Here is a 17,751-nt window from a genome sequence, read left to right on the forward strand (position 1 = left end):
TAAAAAATGTCCAAGATTTGTTTGACAAACGCGGCGTCTTCCTGTAAGATAGGTTACAGTTCAGTTACACAACCGTAACAAACGGTTACATGAACGTAACAAATTGATACCCACGCTGCTTCGGCAGCCCCGCGTAATAAAGGAGTTACTTATGTTTCAGAAATTAAAGAGAAATCTTATTGTTGCCGCTACCGGCATTTTCGTTACCGCATCCCTGACCGCTGGCGCATTCGCTGCATCCGCTACCGCTACCACGCACGTAAACATGCGTGCAGGCGCAGGCAACAGCTACCGCGTTGTTTCCGTTGTCGCAAAGGGTCAGACCGTTACCACCAACGGCAAGTCCGGCAACTGGACCAAGGTCACCGCAGGCGGCAAGACCGGTTACGTACACAGCAAGTACCTGACCTCCGGTTCCGCTTCCACCGGCACCACGGCATCTACTTCTACCACCACAAACACGGCAAGCACCACGGTATATGCGACCTCCGCAGTCAATGTCCGCTCTGGTCCGAGCACCAGCTACAAGGTAATCACCTCCATGAGCAAGGGACAGATTGCTACCAAGACCGGCGTTTCCGGCAACTGGGCAAAGATTTCCGTAAACGGCAAGACCGGTTATGTATCTTCCAAGTACCTGACCACTTCTAAGCCGTCTACTTCCCAGCCGACTACCAGCCAGCCGAGCAACAGCGGCAGCAAGCAGCTGGTAGGCAACTTCAAGCTGACCTTCTACGCTGGCGACAGCACCACTGCTTCCGGCAGAACCCCGCGCGTCAACCACACCATCGCAGCTGACACTTCCGTCCTGCCGATGTACACCAAGGTTTACATTGAAGGCTGGGGCACCTACACCGTAGAGGATCGCGGCGGCGCCATCAAGGGCAAGCGCATCGACATCTTCGTAGCAAACAACTCCATCGCGAGAAAGAACGGTGTCAAGTACGCAAACGTTTACATCGTAAAGTAAACAGCCAATCAGACAGCAAAAGACCGATGCAATGAATCGCATCGGTCTTTTTTCTGTTATTTTACCACCACAGCAAGGAACACAGCCGGCTTATCCGAGGTGTTCTTGCTGTAATGCACGGCGCCGTCCCCGCAGATCCACGCGTCTCCCGGATATACGGTATGTTCTTCGCCGTTGTCCAGAATGGTCAGCTCTCCTTCCAGCATATAGCAGAACTCCGCGTCCGGCTGATGCGGGTGCTCACCGATGGAACATCCCGGCTCCAGTGTAATTTTCGCGCACATCTTAAATTTCCCGCAGGAATCTTCCGGTGCAATCAGTGTGCGGCGGAGAACGTGTCCGTCACCGTCACGCATATGTTCGATGCGATCTGTTTTCTGTTCCTTGTTTCGATTCAGCATACATTTCATCCTTTCCTGTCTCGCAGCACAACAACAGTAATACCGTTGTTGTGCCGATTGATGTCGTGATCTTTTCGGAAATCCGGACACAGCTGCAGCAGTTTCCGCGTCTCCTCTTCAAATATCGTCAGTCTTTCTCCGGGAACGAAGAACCGGATTTTTCCGCGTTTCTGATATTCCGGCATTGCCCGGCGCAGTGCCACGCGGATTTTTCCTCCGTTTCCCGTCGAGCCAAACCCGTGAATGATTTTCAAAACACAGACATTCTGTTTTTTCGCCAGTCGAAGTTCCAGCTCCAGCCGATCCATCGCCTGTTTCACAGTCGGTTTTTCGTCCTCCAGATTGATGAGACGTATTTGTTCCATGAATTATGTCGTTCCTTTCTTCGCCGGCAGGGCTAGAAACGCCGCAAACAGCGGAAGCATATCGCACGCCGCATCCTGACACAATCCGTCAATCATGCGTTCCGGATGCCACTGCACCGCCATAATCGGCAGCGTATCGTGCTCGATGGCTTCAATGACGCCGTCGGCATCGCTGACTGCTGTCACATGCAAACCTGCACCCAGCGTGCGAATCGCCTGATGATGATAGCTGTTGACAGCGAGCTTTTCTCCCAAAAGCGGGCGCAGCCGTCCGCTCTCCGCGGTGATAATTGTGTGCAGGGTGTTGTCATGCACATGCGCCGTGCCCAAATGCCGAAACAGCGTGCCGCCAAAAAACACATCGACAACCTGCATCCCGCGGCAAATGCCCAAAATCGGCTTTTTCTTCGCACAAAACCAGCGCATGAGTTCCCATTCTCTCTCATCTCTGTGCGGATCGACACTGGTATCCAGTCCGGTCAAATGCTTTCCATAATACAGCGGATGAATATCCCCGCCGCCGGACAACACCAGTGCATCCATACGCTCTGCGAGAAGCGCGGCATTCCCATAGCCCGCATCATGCACCGCCGTGCAGCCCAATCGCGCCAGCGTCCGCGCATACAGTTCGCTCTGCGCAGTCTGTCGGCTTTTCGCGCCGGAGATGCTTCCGGCTGATACCAGTATAACAGTATTCTTCGTATTTTTCACCTCCTCGGCAGCAAATATTTTCAAGCAGCTGCCCTTTTCAGCATGCCATGAATTGCCCGCGATGCAGCGCGAATTGAGCAGAACGGAAAAAATTATTCCGCAAAGAATGAAAAAAGACGATTTTAAATCAGTTATTGAGTATATGCAAAAACAACCCACGTTATATGGCATGGTGGATTGTGCCATATGACGTGGGTTTACGCATCTAACGACTGAAAAACCTATTAAATTATTAACAAACGGTTATTCGTTTGCCGCGCAAGTTTCATTTTGTTCACTAACGGTGTGATTAGAATAGGTGTCCCAAGTTGGTTCATAATCGGCACTTGCCTGATTTCCCCACATATCCCAGTTAGGTCTATCACCCCGCGCAAACAATTCCAAATATGGACCAGGTGAACAGCTTTCTATCAAAGAAACAAATTCATCCGGTTTACGACTATGTTCACGCTTCATTGAGCGAAGTAAGTTGACCTGTGAGCGTCCCGGCTGTAAAGTTCGGTTGTTTGTTCCTCTAATGCCAAAAAGCAAAATTTCAGTTACATTTCTAAAATAAAATCCCACTCCTCTACCATCTGGCATTCCATCTTTCCTAACTTTTTCCCAAATAATATTAGTTTTGTATTTAAACCCCCATGCTTTCATCACTTCTAATCCTTCCGGTAAAAGTGCATTCGGAACCCATAAATACAAGTGGCTTTTATCGGCAGCCACATCGGAAACAGGAAGTTTCTTTATATCTTCAAGTTTCATTGTAGAATAGCGAGTCAACCGCTTATGCTCAGGTGCCATCTTTCCTGTTCTATTTGCAAATTGCCACGGCGGATCTGCATAGATTGTCTGATACTTTTTTCCGTTGGTAAAATCCTGAAAATTTTTTACCGTATCTTCAATAGTATAGTTATCATTCATAATTACTCATACCCTTCTACACATGGCTTCTTTATTCCAACTGCTAATATGGGGCAACCACCATTTCTACGTGATTTCAGCCTATATTCAAGCTTTCCTATCCATGTAGTACTTGCACCATACTTTGATTTTATGCCCAATTCCGAAAAAATATCATTGAGTTCTTCGGCTCGAGTTATGATTATTCCGACCTCAATTAACCCACAATCAAAATATGTTCTCATCGCCAATAAATCACGATCAAAAGTCTGATCTTTGCTGTTCCATTCCAAGTCAAACGCAACCTTACCTTTTATAAAATCAATATTATGACCATCTATGTAGCCAACAATAGTCTTTTCTTCAAAAGGTTGATTTAAAAAACGTCCACGCGATTTGCCTCGAGGGAACATCTTAACCAATAAGTCACCCGTTATTCGTATTTCACGCCATCCACGAGGATAAAGGACATCGTCAAATTTTTTCGGTATAGCTGTTTCATTACCTCCTGCAGTCATTAGGTCATCTGTTGTGATTTTTAATGTTTCAAGACAATCCTGAATATCATTCCATTCATCCGGAAACGCTTCAGATAATATCTCCAAAGCATGACCATAATTTTGAAATTCGTATTTATTAAGCAAGTCTTCTCTTATATATTGATCCATATTTTGTCCTATCTCCACTATTTATCATAGATTCTTTCTTATAAAATTCTATGATTTATTATACAGTAAGTAAATAAAAATCTCAATCGTCATTATGAAAAAGCTATGAACAAATCTTATTTTTTATTTTCTTCTCTGTCATTTACTATCTTCCAGTATCTACTTACGGATTTAAACAGCAAGTTCTAAACACAATATCAAAACCATATAAAGCAACAGCTCCGTATTTGGCATCAAAATCAAATACGGGGCTGTTTTCATGCTCTCTTTTACAAACAGTCTAAAGTCCAAATCTACGTTGAGCGCAAAAGCCTTTTGTTCTATAATTAGCTATTCGGCTCTGTGACAATCCAGCCGTCCGGAATATGCCGTCCGCGCTCGGAATTTGCCGCGGAGGAATGCGTGATGATGCGGCCGCGATAGTACATGACCGCAGACGAACCGCCGTCCAAATTGCACGCCTGATACGCGCCGTACTGATACAAAATGTCCGCCAAATCGCCAAGCGTGATGCCGACGGAATAGCCCGGCTGTCTGCCGTCTACAATCGCCAGCAACATCTCGCCGTCCTTAGTCTGTCCGATAACAGAGCGCGGCTGCAAGCCCCAGCCGGAGGAACCGCTGATCAGCTGTTCTCCATTGACGACCAGTGCCGGAGAAAACTGCATGGCATCGCGCGCGCCGTCCGGCAGCGTGTTGGATATTTCGAGGTGATTCTTTTTGTTCAGCCCAATGACCTTCATGGTAGTATCCAAGGACTTTCGATACAGGTTTTCCTTGGACAGAATCATGCCGAATGCCTCTCCGCCGTTGCCTGTACCCTCCGGATCGGAAAATCCGCTGGCATTGATGCCGAGCACGGCATCATTTCTTTCGCAAATGCGATCCAAATAACTGCCGGCAGAACCGAGATTCGGCGCAGTTGCAAGCCGCACCTGTTCGGAATTTTTGACAATCGCCATGCGGCCGGCATAGCCGTCACCGTCTAAGCTGACAATGACAATGCCGTTATGCGTGTCAATGGCACAGACATCATCGCCGTAAATGGTTTTGATTCCGGTTTTTTCCTCATCATACGCTGCGCGGTCAATGAGCAGGCAGCCGTCTTTGTCCAGCAGCTTTTTGTTTTTATGTTTTTCCAGATATTTTTTCAGCGAAGCCTGATCAATTTCCGGATACTGTTCCGAAAAATGCTTTTTTACGGTTTTCCACGAGCCAACGGCATCAGCATGGCTTGGAAACGCCGTCTCCTCTGCGCCCCAAGCAGAATTATACTCCTCTTGCTGCAGTTCAATTGCCATACGTCCCTTCATAACATCGTCAATGACGGTCTGCGGGAGAAAGCGCGTTGCCAGCCACTGATGATTCATGGTTCCCATTGCGGTTTCAATATAAATGGTTCTCCATTTTTCAATGAACGGAATATTGGAAAACACCAGCACGCAATACACTGCCGCGAGCAGCACCGCCGCAACAAACCATCTCGTCACCAACTGCGCCAGCCCCCGTTTTTTGCGTCTGCGGCGCTTGGTTGCCCGCCGCGCTCTGCGCTTGGCTTGTTTGGGATTCTTGACGCGTTCTTCCTCAACAACCTTCCATCCGGACTGTCCTGCATAATTTTTGACGCCCAAAGGTGTATTTCCTCCTCCATGTTACAAAATTCGTTTTATTATACCACATCTTTTTTGCCGCTCCTATGGATAAATCTATAAAAAATTCTTAAGATATTGTCTCCGCCTGCGAATTCGTGATAAAATATCGAAATCAGGAGGGATTCCCATGCAAATCACCATACAAGACAACCAACTCTTTGTCACCGGCTCCAGTCGGTTTTCCGCCCGCCAAACATTCACATGCGGCCAGTGCTTTCGCTGGACGGAACAACCGGACGGCAGCTATCTCGGTATCGTTCGCGGCTTACCCGCTCGCGTTTCCGATCAAGACGGCGCGCTGGTGCTTTCCTCTGACGAGCAGCAGTTTTCACAGCTCTGGCGCGATTATTTTGACTGCGACACAGACTATGCCGCCATCTGCGACAGCTTTGCTGTAGATGCATTTACCGCTGCCGCTGCCGATTTTGGCCGCGGCATCCGCATTTTGCGGCAGGAGCCTTGGGAAGCTCTATGCACCTTTATCCTCTCGCAATGCAACAACATCCCGCGCATCACGGGCATTGTAAACCGTCTGTGCACGCTGCTGGGCGAACCGATTTCTTTTGAACAGCAAACGCTGTATGCGTTTCCCAGTCCGGAACAGCTCGCCATCTGTACACCGGAGGATTTGGCATCTCTGCGCGCAGGCTACCGCACGCCGTATCTCATCGCCGCCGCACAGGCCGTCTGCTCCGGCACAGTTGATTTTTCCGCCCTGTCCCGCATGGACACGGACGCCGCCCGCCGCGAAATCATGCAGCTGCGCGGCGTGGGAAGAAAAGTCGCGGATTGCTTTTTGCTGTTCGGTCTGCACAAGCTGGACGCCTTCCCCGTAGATACATGGATGAAAAAAGCCGCCGCATATTACAGCGGCGACATGAAACAATTCATCAACAGCCCCTATGCGGGCGTGTATCAGCAGTATTTCTTTTTCTATACGCGGGAGAATTTTTCGTGATTATTCTTCCTCATTCCGGCTTTCGCACAGATACGTTGCCTCCAAATCCGACAAATGTACCTTTACGGCGAGCGGATACTGTTCATACGCATGCGCGATGGCAAACGAGCCCGCCTTTGCCGTATCGTCAAAGCCGCCCATGTGCCAGCGAATGGCAACCGCCTCGTCATTTTTCAGGCGCATAAATCGTTCGATGAGAAACACGGACTTTTCGCCGTGTCCATAGGGAAATCGGTCATTGATGGTATAATACGGCACTTTCTCCCATTGACCATCCTCGTTTTTGCGATTCCGGTACGAAACCTCATAAAATCCGGCTTTGCAGATGTCATGCAGCAGCGTACAAATTGCCACGCTCTCCGGATCGTCCTCGCCTTCTACGAAATGCTTTTTCATAAAGACCTTATAGACGTTCAGGCTGTGTTCCACCAAACCGCCCTCATAAGCTGCATGAAAACGCGTAGATGCCGGCGCTGTAAAAAAGTCCGAGCCAATCAGCCATTCCAGCAGGCGGTCTGCACCGCGGCGCTTGATGTGCTGTGTATACTGATCGACAAAAATCTGTTTATAATCCAAACTCATATGACCACCTCAAATCCTGCCGCTGTCAGGGCGTTTCGCACCTGCTCCAGCGGTATTTTTTGTCCATATAGTACAATTTGTCCGCTGTCGAGCACAACTTCTGTCTTTTGCACCTCCGGAATGCGTTCCATCAGGCGGCGCACTTCGCGCGCACAGCAGCCTGCGCTCATGCCGCTGACCGTCAGTTCAATCTGATTCTGCCCGTCTTGCAGTTCTTCAAAGATTTCTCTGAGCCGCTCGCGTGTGTTATTTTCCGGTTCGTCCAGCACACGGTTCAGCATTTCGGACAAGAAAAAACCGATTTCCCGACCGGAAACGCCCCACGCCTGCAGGTCATGGCCATTGACTGCCAAATCCCGTCGCGTCAGACAATCATGCTCTGCCAGCACTTCTTCCAACAGCTGTTCGGTCTCCAGCAGCTCTGTCTGATTGTGCGGCGTTGTTCCCTGCCCAATGCAGTCTGCTTTTTTGATTGCCAGCAGCTGCCGAAAAGTTGCTTCGCCATGCACCGCCAGCTTGCGCCGCACACTGCGCTTGGTCTGTCCCAGCGGCGTGTCATGATGCCGCACCAGATACAGCAATTGCTGTTCCATCTGCGTCGGCAGACGCAAATGCTGCACTGCCCGCTTTGCCACGATATACGATTGCGCCGGATGGCCGTAAAAATGTCCGATGCCCTGTGCATCCACAGTAAATGTATCCGGCTTTCCGCAGTCGTGAAACAGCATGGTCAGCCGCAGCAGCGGTTCCGGCCGAATGCTCTCCATCGCGCGGACAGAATGCTCCCACACATCATATTTATGATGCGGATTACACTGTTGAAACCCCATCATCGGCGCAATTTCCGGCAAAATTTCCGCAAAAATCTCCGCAAACTCCATGCACACAGCACCGGCATATGCGCCGCTGACGATTTGCAGCAGCTCCGCCGTGATTCGCTCTGCGGAAACATGTGTCAAGCGATGTCTGTTGTCGCGCAGAGCCTGCGCCGTTTGCGCCTCTATTTCATATCCTCTGGTCGATGCAAATCGAAGTGCCCGCAGAATGCGCAGGGCATCCTCTTGAAACCGCGTCTCCGCATCGCCGACACAGCGAATGTGTTTCCGTGCCAAATCCTCTTTTCCGCCAAACGGGTCACACAGTCCGCGCCGCGGACTCCACGCCATGGCATTGACCGTAAAATCCCGCCGTGCCAAATCCTGTGTAATATCCGTTACAAACGCCACGGAATCCGGTCTGCGCCCGTCGGAATACGCGCCTTCCGTGCGGAATGTCGTGATTTCTATCGGTTCTCCGTCCATGACAATGGTTACTGTTCCATGCTTGAGACCGGTTTCAATGACATGCAAATCGGAAAAAATCCGTTCTGTTTGTTCCGGTGTAGCTGCCGTGCACAAATCATAGTCATGCGGCTTTCCGCCTGCCAGCCAGTCGCGCACTGCGCCGCCGACAATATAGCAGGCAAATCCCGCCTGTTCCAGCCGCTCCATGATGCTATGAATCTGCTTCGGCACATAGAAATTGGTCGTGTTAATGACGCCGCAAACCGTTATACGGCTTTCGCTGCAGCGGGTGCTTGGTGCCGTCCGGTTCTACAATTGTCGTGTTGTCCAACTGTGCCTTGAGATTGGCACGGTACTCTGCAATATATTCATCGCGCAGCTGCTTCTGCTCGACCTTTTCCGCGTCGGTCAAGCCCTCTGCCTTTGCCTTCTTCGCCAGCGCATTGATGCGCGCAATTTTCTGTTTTTCCATCGTTCTGCCTCCATCTATTCCAAATTCCTTTATCTTTTTATTATACTAACTTCGCGCAGGTGTGGCAAGTGCAAGTATCTCTTCATTTTTTGTATCAATGAAATCTTAAGGTTTCTTTATATTTACTTAAGATTTCTTTATATTTAAATTATTGCAATCTAACTTCGATTGTGCTATCATGCAATCAAAATTGTATAACACATGTATCAGGTATCCATATGAATTACTTAACTTTCGATCCAAATATTCAGAACGCATTCATATCCATTGGCATATCAAATATCTGCTGTAATAGTACAGATTATTCTATCTTTCATCTAAAAGACAAAGCTGATAACTTTCTATCTCTTCTCGAATTTCCTCCATATTCTGACTCCGTTGACATGAAAAACAGCTTCTATCGCACGCCTTTAACGATTCTATATAGTTATTGTCCTTTAGAAATATGTGGACTGTACGCAACGATATTCCATCTGAAAGACTACAATCTTCCCATATATATCACATCACCCGACAAAAAATCCAATGCGAATTTCATTAGTTACAGTGATTATCCTCCTAACGAAATTCTCTCTCAAGTATCTAATAAAAAACGATTATCCAACGCTAGAAAACGAGACATATGCGATACTTGGAGACAGTTATTAGAAGAAAATAGGAATTTACGACTTTGGAAATCAAATACTCTTGTCAGTGCACCGGATGACTATTTCGATTCAGATATTCAAAACGTCCTGCAATGCAAAGCAAATTCTGATATGCTATTGTCCATCCAATCACGACTACGTAGTGAATACCATATCAGTCTAAATTCTAAATACATAGAATGGAGGTTAAAATATATTTCTAAACAAATTAATACTAATTCAAGAGGTGGTAATCTAAAATGAAAAAAAAGATTTTTTCTCTAATCGTTCTGTGTTCGTTGCTAATAACTCTTCTTCCTGCAAAATCTTATGCGGTTGATACCAACGAGAATCCCCAAAACATTGTTCTAACTGAAGAGGACAAAACCACTGATGAAAATTTGGATTCTTTATCAAATGAGAATTTAATTGCATCAGAAACTGTCGAGGTTCCTATTTCGTTAAGCCTATCCGAATTTAATGAAATAAAACCTGAACTCGATAAATATAATACGCCTTATTCAGTTCAAGGAAGCCGTGCTATTGTTAGGGTCAATGTTACGACTAATATTCATTATGTGCGTCAATTATATTTTTCTATTACTGCTCACTGTAGTAAAACCCTATTGACCAAAATAACCGGTTCTATTACTTGGAAGTACCAAACATCTAAGGGATATTCAAAAGCTAATAAAATCTATATTAACTATAAGGATTCATTTGGTATTCCCAAATATACTCTAACGTGTATAAAATATACTGGCAAAACTTTTTCTTCTGGAAAAAAAATTCGAGCTGACTTCAATCTAAATATTGAGGCTACCGGCAAGGTATCTGGGGGAACTGTATCCAGAACTGTTACCGGCACTATACCATAACCCTTATCAGCCAACGAAGAATTTGATTTCTTCGTTGGCTTTTATATTTTCAGACTGCTTGACAGCAATTCCCTCATATGGTACGGTATTAGTATATTTTGTTGAAAACGCTCAAGTTTTTCCCACTAGAAAGGTAGGTTTTGTATAATGAGACCGGAAACCATGTGTATTCAGGCAGGCTACGAGCCGAAAAACGGCAGCCCGCGTGCCCTGCCAATTTATCAGTCTACGACATTTACGTTCGACTCCACAGAGCATGTCGGTGCCCTGTTCGACCTGACCGCAGGCGATGCGTTCTACACCCGACTGGGCAATCCGACCACGGACTGCGTAGAGAAGAAAATTGCCGCGCTGGAAGGCGGCGTCGGCGCGCTGTGCACCAGCTCCGGACAGGCGGCATCCATGCTCGCTGTGATGAACATTGCGGAGGCAGGCGACCATATCATTGCAGCTTCTGCCATTTACGGCGGTACATTCAATCTGCTCGGCGTGACACTCAAAAAATTTGGTGTTGACGTCACGTTTGTTGACGGCGACGCACCACTGGAGCAATTACAGAAGGAAATTCGTCCGAACACCAAGGCTGTTTTCGGCGAAACCATCGCCAATCCGGCACTTCATGTGCTCGACATCGAAAAGTTTGCCGCTCTGGCTCACAACAACGGCATTCCGCTCATCGTAGACAACACATTCGCCACGCCGATTCTGTGCCGTCCGTTTGAATTTGGTGCTGACATTATTGTTCATTCCACGACCAAATACATGGACGGTCACGCCGTACAGATGGGCGGCGTCATTGTCGACAGCGGCAAATTCGACTGGGGCGCTTCGGGCAAGTTCCCGGGACTGACCGAACCGGACGAGTCGTATCACGGTCTGCGCTACACCGAATCTTTCGGCGCTGCCGCTTACATCACCAAGGCGCGCGTGCAGCTTATGCGCGACATGGGCACCTGCCAGACGCCGATGGGTGCATTCCTGCTCGACCTCGGCTTACAGACGCTGCCGCTTCGCATCCGTCAGCACAGCAGCAACGCGCTGAAAGTTGCGCAGTTCTTGGAGCAGCAGCCGGATGTAGAATTTATCAACTATCCGAATCTGCCGTCTGACAAGTATCATGCGCTGGCACGGAAATATCTGCCGGAAGGCACCGCCGGTGTCATTTCGTTCTCGATCAAGGGCGGCCGTGCGCGCGCCGCCAAGTTTATCGACAGCCTGAAGATGATTTCTCTGGAGGTTCATGTCGCAGACATTCACAGCTGCATCCTGCATCCGGCAACGGCAACCCATCGCCAGCTCAGTGATGAGCAGCTGGTTGCCTGCGGCATCACGCCGGGTCTTGTGCGTCTGTCTGTTGGTCTGGAGCATGTCGACGACATCCTTGACGATCTCAAGCAGGCATTTGCCGCTATCGCGCAATAACACAGCAAAAGAAAATGCCATCCGAAACCGGATGGCATTTTTTGTTGTCTTATTGCTTTTTCGTGGTCAATCAGCCGGTAATTCCCAGATACTGAGACAGCATACGAGCTGCCTGTGCACGGTTGGCAACGCCCTGCGGCTGGAGATACAGAACACCGTTCACCGGAACGCCCTGAATGATCTTACGTGCATTGCACCAAATCATTGCGTTCTTTGCCCAAGCACCAACATCCTTAAAGTCCGGATGCGGCAGTACAGCACCGTTTACAATGGACGGGCTGCCGGCAGCGTAGTACAGGATCTTTGCGAACTCCTGACGGGTAACATTCTGATACGGGCGGAAGGTGCCGTCGCCGTAACCAGCGATAACGCCTCTCTGTGCTGCCCACTGGACTGCATCATAGAACCAAAGATTCTTGTTGGTGACATCGGTAAATGCCGGTGCAGCATTCTTGTTAAAGGTCTTGTCGCTGGAGCGGTTGTACATGGTCTGCACAACCATTGCGCGGTTAAAACCAACTTCCGGTGCAAATCTGTCGGCAGAAACACCGATCATAATATCATGGTTATATACGTACTGCACACTCGGTGTGTACCAAGCATCTGCCGGTACATCCTTAAATACCACAGATACAGGCGGCTTCAGGGAAGCTTCGTCATCCTTTGCATCAGCCCCCGTCGTATCCGCTGCAAATGCAGCAACCGAAAGCATTGCTGTCATACATCCCGCTAACAGCAGACTAATCAATCTCTTTTTCATATTAGCTACTCCTTTCAGCGTTTCACATACGCTTCTATATTTATTTATATTATACAAAATCAATCTCCGTTTGTCAATCAATACCCTGAAATATATACAACGTTTTCCCTGCCATACAAACGACATTTTTGCACATGTTTTTCTAGTATTTTTCAACTTTTTCTGTACAAAAACCGACAAGCAGCACGCATGTGCCACTTATCGGTCATTGTTTGTTCGTTATGCAATTCCAAAAAACGCTTTTCCGTTTTGTGTCGTTATATCTTCTACTTCCTGCACGGTCAAGCCCTTAAAGCTGGCGATTTGCTCCGCCACCCGATGCACAAACAGCGAGCTGTTGCGAACGCGGCCTTCCGCAAGCCGTTCCGGCTCCGGCGTGAGATACGGGCTGTCTGTCTCAATCATGATGCGGTCCATGGGTAGACCTTCGATGACGCGGCGGGCTTTTTTTGCCTTGCCGTAGGTGATGACGCCGGTAAACGACAGATTCCACCCCAGCTTGACGATTTCCTTCGCCATTTCCAAGCTGCCGGAATAGCAGTGATACACGCCTTTGAGGTCGGAAAACTCTTTGACAATATCAAAACAGTCCTCGTGCGCCTCTCGGTCATGAATGATGACCGGCATGTGCAGCTCCCGCGCCAGCTCCAGCTGTTTGCGCAGCAGGATTTTCTGCTGCTCGCGCGGCGGCGTGGTCTCCGGCGAACGCTTCTCCCAATAATAATCCAAGCCGATTTCACCAATCGCCTTGACCTTCGGTTCTGCCGCCAAGGTGCGAATAATGTCAATGTCTGCGTCCGTGACGCCGACGCTGTACTCCGGATGAATGCCGACCGCCGCATACATGAAATCATAGGTATGCGCCAGCCGCACCGCCGTTTTGGACGTCTCCACATCACAGCCCGGATTGAGAATCAACCCGACGTTGTGTTCCTGCATGGACCGGAGCAGCGTATCCCGATCCGCATCAAACCAACTGTCATCATAGTGTGCATGGGTATCAAACAGCATATCTGTTTCCTTTCTTACTTGTTCAGAATACGCACCGCCGTACCATACGCAATCACTTCCGCAGCACCTGCCATGAGCTGTGAAGAGCCATACCGCACGCCGATGATGGCATCCGCACCCAGTGCCTTTGCCTCATCCACCATGCGTTTGACGGCAATCTGCCGTGCCTCTTCCAGCATCTGCGTGTAGCCGACAATCTCTCCGCCGACCAATGTTTTCATGCCTGCCATAAAGTCTTTTCCGACATTTTTGGTCTGAACGATGGTTCCTTTTACCATTCCCAGTGCCTCGATTTCTGCACCCGGGATGTACTCAATACTTAGCAGCTTCATCTTCTTCTCCTCCTTTGATTTCTCTGAGTCTGCTGCGCAGGGCAGCCAGCACGCCAACGATCATGACGACGGGAATCCCAATTCCAATGCCCAAAACAGGCATTGGGATTTCCTCCTGTGTGTTCGCCCACAAAACAAGCGCAATCACCGCGAGCATCACGCAGATCATAAACGCCGCGCCAAGCACGGCACCGTTTCTGCGCTTCTTTTGTACATCGGTTTTGTTGACATCCATAAAACTGGTTCCCTCCTTTTCCAGACGCTCCATCCGTTCCAGACAGAGCTCCGCATCCAGAGATTCCAGCGAAGCATTTTCCTGCATCAGCATCTCGCAAAATTTCGTCATCTGGTCAAGGTCGCGCTTTTGCCTCTCGTACTGCATGGTCTGCCGTGAGAGGCAGGTATCCAGCCGAAGCGTTCCGGCAAACAATGCCCGAATATCTTCCAGCGGAACCGACAGCTTGCGCAGCAGCCGAATCTGCTGCAGCCTGCGGACGTCCTGCATATGATATTCGCGGTATCCATTATCCGCCCGCGCCACCTGCAGCAATCCCTGTTCCTCATAGAACCGGATATTTTTGCGGGTGATGCCGACCAGCTCCTCCACCTGCTTGATCTTCATCGAAAATCCTCCCTGTGTTCTCTGTTTTCTTAGTTATACAGCTTCCACAAGGTGGAAGGTCAAGAGATTGTTGAAAAAAAGAGAAAAAAATTGCAGATACAGAAGGCTCGAAAATCCCGTTGCGGAATCATCGAGCCTTCCTTTCATCCTTCCATCCGAAGGAATGTTTTGTTTATCTGATCTTGCAGCCGGACGGAATGCCGTCTGCAAAGACAACCTGTACGCCATCCGGCGTATCTGCTGCCAGAATCATGCCCTGACTCTCTACGCCGCGCAGCTTTGCCGGCTTGAGGTTCGAGACAACAATCACGGTCTTGCCGACCATGTCTTCCGGCTTGTAATACTCGGCAATGCCGGAGACAATCTGGCGCTTTTCCTCACCCAGCTCAACCTGCAGGCACAGCAGCTTGTCCGACTTCTTCACCGGCTCACAGGACAGAATCTTTGCGGTCTTGAGTTCAACCTTGGCAAAATCGTCAATGCCGATCATAACGCCTTCCAGCTTTTTCTCGTCCTTCTTCGCAGCCTTTTCCGCCTTCTTGGCAGCCTTTTCTGCTGCCTTCTTCTGCTTTGCCATGCGGTCTTCCAGGAATGCCAGTTCCTTGTTCATGTCAATGCGCGGGAACAGAGCAGCACCCTTGTGTACGGTAACCGTCTGCGGCAGAGAACCATATACGCCGGCGGTCTCCCAGTTGTATACATCCGTATCTGCACCGATCTGCTCACGAATCTTCTCGGCAGAATCCGGCATGTACGGGGTCAGCAGGATGCCGCAAATGCGGATGGTTTCCAGCAGGTTGTACATGACGCGAGCCAGACGCGGCTTGTTTGACTCATCCTTTGCCAGTACCCACGGAGCGGTCTCATCAATGTACTTGTTTGCACGAGAGACAACCTTGAAGATCTCAATCAGACCGTCCTGGAATGCGTAAGACTCCATGATGTCGTCATACTTATCACGCAGCGCGGAAGCCATCGAAACCAGCTCGTCATCCAGTGCATCGGCAGTCTGCTCAGCCGGCAGCGTGCCGTCAAAATATTTCTCGACCATGGAAACGGTACGGGAAACCAGATTGCCCAAATCGTTCGCCAGATCCGAGTTGATGCGGTTAATCAGTGCCTCATTGGAGAACGCACCGTCAGAACCGAACGGGAACTCGCGCATCAGGAAGTAACGCAGGGTATCTACGCCGTAGCGCTCACACAGAAAGACCGGATCGACAACGTTGCCCTTGGACTTGGACATCTTGCCGCCGTCCAGCAGCAGCCAGCCATGGCCGTAAATCTTCTTCGGCAGCGGCAGATCCAGCGCCATCAGAATTGCCGGCCACAGAATCGAGTGGAAACGCACAATTTCCTTGCCGATGAAATGAACGTCAGCCGGCCAGAACTTCTCAAAGTCGTTGTACTGTTCGTTCTCATAGCCCAGCGCCGTGATGTAGTTGGTCAGCGCGTCAATCCATACGTATACGACGTGCTTCGGATCAGACAGCACTGGAACACCCCAGTTAAAGCTGGTACGGGATACACAGGTATCTGCCAGACCCGGCTTGATGAAGTTGTTGAGCATCTCATGCGCACGAGAGGACGGCTCCAGCCAATCCGGATGCTCCTCGTACAGCTTGATGATGCGATCCTGATACTTGGAAAGACGGAAGAAATATGCTTCTTCCTCTGCGTCTACAACCTCGCGGCCGCAGTCCGGACACTTGCCGTCTACCAGCTGTGTCTCGGTCCAGAACGACTCACACGGCTTGCAGTACTTGCCCTTGTATACAGACTTGTAAATATCGCCCTGATTCTTCAGGCGCTCGAAAATCTTCTGTACGGCTTCTTCATGATACGGATCGGTCGTGCGGATAAAGCGGTCATTGGAAATGTTCATCAGCTTCCACAGATCCTTGACGCCGCTTACAATCTTATCGACAAATTCCTTCGGCGTCACACCGGCTTCCTTTGCCTTGTCCTCAATCTTCTGACCGTGTTCATCCGTACCGGTCAGGAACATGACATCATAGCCCTTCAGGCGCTTAAAGCGAGCCATGGTATCGGTTGCCACGGTACAGTAGCAATGACCGATGTGCAGGTTATCAGACGGGTAGTAAATCGGAGTAGTTATATAAAACGGTTTTTTCTCCAACGAAATCGCTCCTTCACTTCATACTATTACTTATTATCATATACCAAAACAGGGCGTATCATCAAGTTATTTTGATAAATTTCCTGTGTTTTACGAAAAAAAATTCACCGCGCACGCAAAAAAAGACACGGCAGAGCCGTGCTCTGCCGTGCTTTAGGTTGTATCGTCTGTGCTGTTCTCCTGCGATCTGCGCGAAACGCGGATTTCCACGCCGCGAATGCGGTCAAACAAATGATACAGAGCGAGCAAAAAATACGGACACACAACGATGAGCAGCAGTCCGCCAAAGACAACCGAAAGAATCATCCAGAACAGAAAGCTGAGCATCAGATAAAAAAACTCGAACCGATGTCCGTGGCAGCTCTTGGCAGCCGTGCGCACAGCACGCCAGCAGCTCATGTTCTGCCGCTCTGCCATCAGAGAATAGCCGCACTGATACGGCAGCAGCATCGCCGCATACCAAATGCTCGCAACAATGACAAGCTCCATAAAAATCAAATAACCCGTCGTTGTGGGCAGGACATACTGATACAGCGCCGCGCCCGCCAGACAAATTGCCGCGCATGGAATCAACCACAAAACTGCGTACAGCAGCTGAATCAGTGCCATCCAAATCGACCGCACATACAGCCGTATGGACGTAAAGCACAGCAAAATCACGGACGCCTGCACCCGCGCGCCCGCGCGCCGCCATGCACAAAACTGCGTCATGCCGTAATACAGCGGCATCGTGATAAACAGCTGCGCCGCGCCATACGCCGCCAGCGCCTCGGCAAGCTGCCCATAGGTCAGGGCGGCGCGGATCTCCATGCTTGACGGATCAAAGCACACAATGCGCAGCGCGACAGAAATCAAAAACGCCGGTGCCAAAAACAGAAACGCCGCACCGAGTGTGGGCAGCAGCATTTGCATCAAATCCTGTCTGGCAGCGACCTTGCTGCCATATACATTGTTCAAACGCTGTTTTTTGCTGCCCATGTCATTCTCCCTGTGCGGCGTTTCTTCGT

General features: G+C 49.4%; 20 protein-coding genes. 5 read left to right on the forward strand and 15 right to left on the reverse strand.

What is annotated here, in order from left to right; translation table 11 throughout:
• The first annotated feature begins 151 nt into the window (after nt 1–151).
• A complete protein-coding gene (locus KQI75_RS05430; RefSeq protein ID WP_216469711.1) occupies nt 152–970 on the forward strand; it encodes an SH3 domain-containing protein in 819 nt (272 codons plus the stop codon).
• A 56-nt stretch (nt 971–1,026) separates the two neighbouring features.
• Here the strand turns inward: KQI75_RS05430 and KQI75_RS05435 are convergent, their stop codons facing one another.
• From KQI75_RS05435 to KQI75_RS05460, 6 genes are all read right to left on the reverse strand, one after another.
• Nucleotides 1,027–1,371, reverse strand: a complete 345-nt coding sequence (locus tag KQI75_RS05435) for a cupin domain-containing protein (protein WP_216469712.1) — start codon at nt 1,369–1,371, stop codon at nt 1,027–1,029.
• A gap of 5 nt (nt 1,372–1,376) precedes the next feature.
• Nucleotides 1,377–1,736 carry a hypothetical protein gene (locus tag KQI75_RS05440; RefSeq protein ID WP_216469713.1) on the reverse strand — a complete coding sequence of 120 codons (360 nt, stop codon included), beginning with the start codon at nt 1,734–1,736 and terminating at the stop codon, nt 1,377–1,379.
• 3 nt (nt 1,737–1,739) lie between these two features.
• Nucleotides 1,740–2,471, reverse strand: coding sequence for a gamma-glutamyl-gamma-aminobutyrate hydrolase family protein (locus tag KQI75_RS05445; protein ID WP_216469714.1), 732 nt, complete (start codon nt 2,469–2,471; stop codon nt 1,740–1,742).
• Nucleotides 2,472–2,690: 219 nt separating this feature from the next.
• A complete protein-coding gene (locus tag KQI75_RS05450) occupies nt 2,691–3,359 on the reverse strand; it encodes an MT-A70 family methyltransferase (protein WP_216469715.1) in 669 nt (222 codons plus the stop codon).
• 2 nt (nt 3,360–3,361) lie between these two features.
• Nucleotides 3,362–4,006 (reverse strand): BglII/BstYI family type II restriction endonuclease, encoded by a 645-nt coding sequence (locus tag KQI75_RS05455; protein WP_216469716.1) that lies wholly within the window; start codon nt 4,004–4,006, stop codon nt 3,362–3,364.
• Between the two features lie 326 nt (nt 4,007–4,332).
• Nucleotides 4,333–5,637, reverse strand: a complete 1,305-nt coding sequence (locus KQI75_RS05460) for a phosphodiester glycosidase family protein (RefSeq protein ID WP_216469717.1) — start codon at nt 5,635–5,637, stop codon at nt 4,333–4,335.
• Nucleotides 5,638–5,785: 148 nt separating this feature from the next.
• Between KQI75_RS05460 and KQI75_RS05465 the strand changes: the two genes are divergently transcribed.
• On the forward strand, nt 5,786–6,616 hold the full coding sequence (locus tag KQI75_RS05465) for a DNA-3-methyladenine glycosylase family protein (RefSeq protein ID WP_216469718.1): 831 nt from the start codon (nt 5,786–5,788) through the stop codon (nt 6,614–6,616).
• Here KQI75_RS05465 and KQI75_RS05470 read toward each other — a convergent pair whose 3' ends face one another.
• From KQI75_RS05470 to KQI75_RS05480, 3 genes are read right to left on the reverse strand one after another with little or no spacing between them, the layout of a single operon-like run.
• Nucleotides 6,617–7,192 carry an HD domain-containing protein gene (locus KQI75_RS05470; RefSeq protein ID WP_216469924.1) on the reverse strand — a complete coding sequence of 192 codons (576 nt, stop codon included), beginning with the start codon at nt 7,190–7,192 and terminating at the stop codon, nt 6,617–6,619.
• 2 nt (nt 7,193–7,194) lie between these two features.
• Nucleotides 7,195–8,688 (reverse strand): tRNA nucleotidyltransferase, encoded by a 1,494-nt coding sequence (locus tag KQI75_RS05475; RefSeq protein WP_216469719.1) that lies wholly within the window; start codon nt 8,686–8,688, stop codon nt 7,195–7,197.
• A gap of 40 nt (nt 8,689–8,728) precedes the next feature.
• Nucleotides 8,729–8,953: a DUF896 domain-containing protein gene (locus KQI75_RS05480; protein WP_216469720.1), complete on the reverse strand. Its 225-nt coding sequence runs from the start codon at nt 8,951–8,953 to the stop codon at nt 8,729–8,731.
• A gap of 383 nt (nt 8,954–9,336) precedes the next feature.
• Between KQI75_RS05480 and KQI75_RS13820 the strand changes: the two genes are divergently transcribed.
• The 3 genes from KQI75_RS13820 to KQI75_RS05495 all read left to right on the forward strand — a co-directional run bounded on the left by KQI75_RS13820 (nt 9,337) and on the right by KQI75_RS05495 (nt 11,879).
• On the forward strand, nt 9,337–9,843 hold the full coding sequence (locus KQI75_RS13820) for a DUF3658 domain-containing protein (RefSeq protein WP_407927187.1): 507 nt from the start codon (nt 9,337–9,339) through the stop codon (nt 9,841–9,843).
• Complete coding sequence (locus KQI75_RS05490) at nt 9,840–10,457, forward strand: hypothetical protein (RefSeq protein ID WP_216469722.1); 618 nt, start codon at nt 9,840–9,842, stop codon at nt 10,455–10,457. The genes KQI75_RS13820 and KQI75_RS05490 overlap by 4 nt, the downstream gene beginning before the upstream one ends.
• Nucleotides 10,458–10,604: 147 nt before the next feature.
• On the forward strand, nt 10,605–11,879 hold the full coding sequence (locus KQI75_RS05495; protein WP_216469723.1) for an O-acetylhomoserine aminocarboxypropyltransferase/cysteine synthase family protein: 1,275 nt from the start codon (nt 10,605–10,607) through the stop codon (nt 11,877–11,879).
• Nucleotides 11,880–11,949: 70 nt separating this feature from the next.
• Here the strand turns inward: KQI75_RS05495 and KQI75_RS05500 are convergent, their stop codons facing one another.
• The 6 genes from KQI75_RS05500 to KQI75_RS05525 form a co-directional block, all read right to left on the reverse strand.
• Nucleotides 11,950–12,639 (reverse strand): S-layer homology domain-containing protein, encoded by a 690-nt coding sequence (locus KQI75_RS05500; protein ID WP_216469724.1) that lies wholly within the window; start codon nt 12,637–12,639, stop codon nt 11,950–11,952.
• 219 nt (nt 12,640–12,858) lie between these two features.
• Nucleotides 12,859–13,650 carry a TatD family hydrolase gene (locus KQI75_RS05505; protein ID WP_216469725.1) on the reverse strand — a complete coding sequence of 264 codons (792 nt, stop codon included), beginning with the start codon at nt 13,648–13,650 and terminating at the stop codon, nt 12,859–12,861.
• A gap of 14 nt (nt 13,651–13,664) precedes the next feature.
• Entirely contained in the window at nt 13,665–13,982 is a 318-nt protein-coding gene (locus KQI75_RS05510; RefSeq protein ID WP_216469726.1) for a YbjQ family protein, read from the reverse strand.
• The gene (locus KQI75_RS05515; RefSeq protein WP_216469727.1) at nt 13,963–14,604 is read right to left on the reverse strand and encodes a MerR family transcriptional regulator; all 642 of its coding nucleotides are present in this window, start codon (nt 14,602–14,604) and stop codon (nt 13,963–13,965) included. Before KQI75_RS05515 ends, KQI75_RS05510 begins: the two co-directional genes overlap by 20 nt.
• A gap of 172 nt (nt 14,605–14,776) precedes the next feature.
• A complete protein-coding gene (gene metG, locus KQI75_RS05520; protein ID WP_216469728.1) occupies nt 14,777–16,744 on the reverse strand; it encodes a methionine--tRNA ligase in 1,968 nt (655 codons plus the stop codon).
• Between the two features lie 153 nt (nt 16,745–16,897).
• On the reverse strand, nt 16,898–17,722 hold the full coding sequence (locus KQI75_RS05525) for a DUF975 family protein (RefSeq protein ID WP_216469729.1): 825 nt from the start codon (nt 17,720–17,722) through the stop codon (nt 16,898–16,900).
• Nucleotides 17,723–17,751: the final 29 nt, after the last annotated feature.

It is taken from the genome of Butyricicoccus intestinisimiae (genome assembly GCF_018918345.1).
Classification (GTDB): Bacteria; Bacillota; Clostridia; order Oscillospirales; family Butyricicoccaceae; genus Butyricicoccus_A; species Butyricicoccus_A intestinisimiae.

Excerpts from the sequence above, each read along its gene's own strand:
- KQI75_RS05450 (WP_216469715.1), bottom strand. The coding sequence starts at position 3,359 with ATGAATGATAACTATACTATTGAAGATACGGTAAAAAATTTTCAGGAT.
- KQI75_RS05490 (WP_216469722.1), top strand. The coding sequence starts at position 9,840 with ATGAAAAAAAAGATTTTTTCTCTAATCGTTCTGTGTTCGTTGCTAATA.
- KQI75_RS05430 (WP_216469711.1), top strand. The coding sequence starts at position 152 with ATGTTTCAGAAATTAAAGAGAAATCTTATTGTTGCCGCTACCGGCATT.
- KQI75_RS05435 (WP_216469712.1), bottom strand. The coding sequence starts at position 1,371 with ATGCTGAATCGAAACAAGGAACAGAAAACAGATCGCATCGAACATATG.
- KQI75_RS05475 (WP_216469719.1), bottom strand. The coding sequence starts at position 8,688 with ATGGAGCGGCTGGAACAGGCGGGATTTGCCTGCTATATTGTCGGCGGC.
- KQI75_RS05440 (WP_216469713.1), bottom strand. The coding sequence starts at position 1,736 with ATGGAACAAATACGTCTCATCAATCTGGAGGACGAAAAACCGACTGTG.
- KQI75_RS05455 (WP_216469716.1), bottom strand. The coding sequence starts at position 4,006 with ATGGATCAATATATAAGAGAAGACTTGCTTAATAAATACGAATTTCAA.
- KQI75_RS05510 (WP_216469726.1), bottom strand. The coding sequence starts at position 13,982 with ATGAAGCTGCTAAGTATTGAGTACATCCCGGGTGCAGAAATCGAGGCA.
- KQI75_RS05515 (WP_216469727.1), bottom strand. The coding sequence starts at position 14,604 with ATGAAGATCAAGCAGGTGGAGGAGCTGGTCGGCATCACCCGCAAAAAT.
- KQI75_RS05465 (WP_216469718.1), top strand. The coding sequence starts at position 5,786 with ATGCAAATCACCATACAAGACAACCAACTCTTTGTCACCGGCTCCAGT.
- KQI75_RS05500 (WP_216469724.1), bottom strand. The coding sequence starts at position 12,639 with ATGAAAAAGAGATTGATTAGTCTGCTGTTAGCGGGATGTATGACAGCA.
- KQI75_RS05505 (WP_216469725.1), bottom strand. The coding sequence starts at position 13,650 with ATGCTGTTTGATACCCATGCACACTATGATGACAGTTGGTTTGATGCG.
- KQI75_RS05480 (WP_216469720.1), bottom strand. The coding sequence starts at position 8,953 with ATGGAAAAACAGAAAATTGCGCGCATCAATGCGCTGGCGAAGAAGGCA.
- KQI75_RS05495 (WP_216469723.1), top strand. The coding sequence starts at position 10,605 with ATGAGACCGGAAACCATGTGTATTCAGGCAGGCTACGAGCCGAAAAAC.
- KQI75_RS05525 (WP_216469729.1), bottom strand. The coding sequence starts at position 17,722 with ATGGGCAGCAAAAAACAGCGTTTGAACAATGTATATGGCAGCAAGGTC.
- KQI75_RS13820 (WP_407927187.1), top strand. The coding sequence starts at position 9,337 with ATGAAAAACAGCTTCTATCGCACGCCTTTAACGATTCTATATAGTTAT.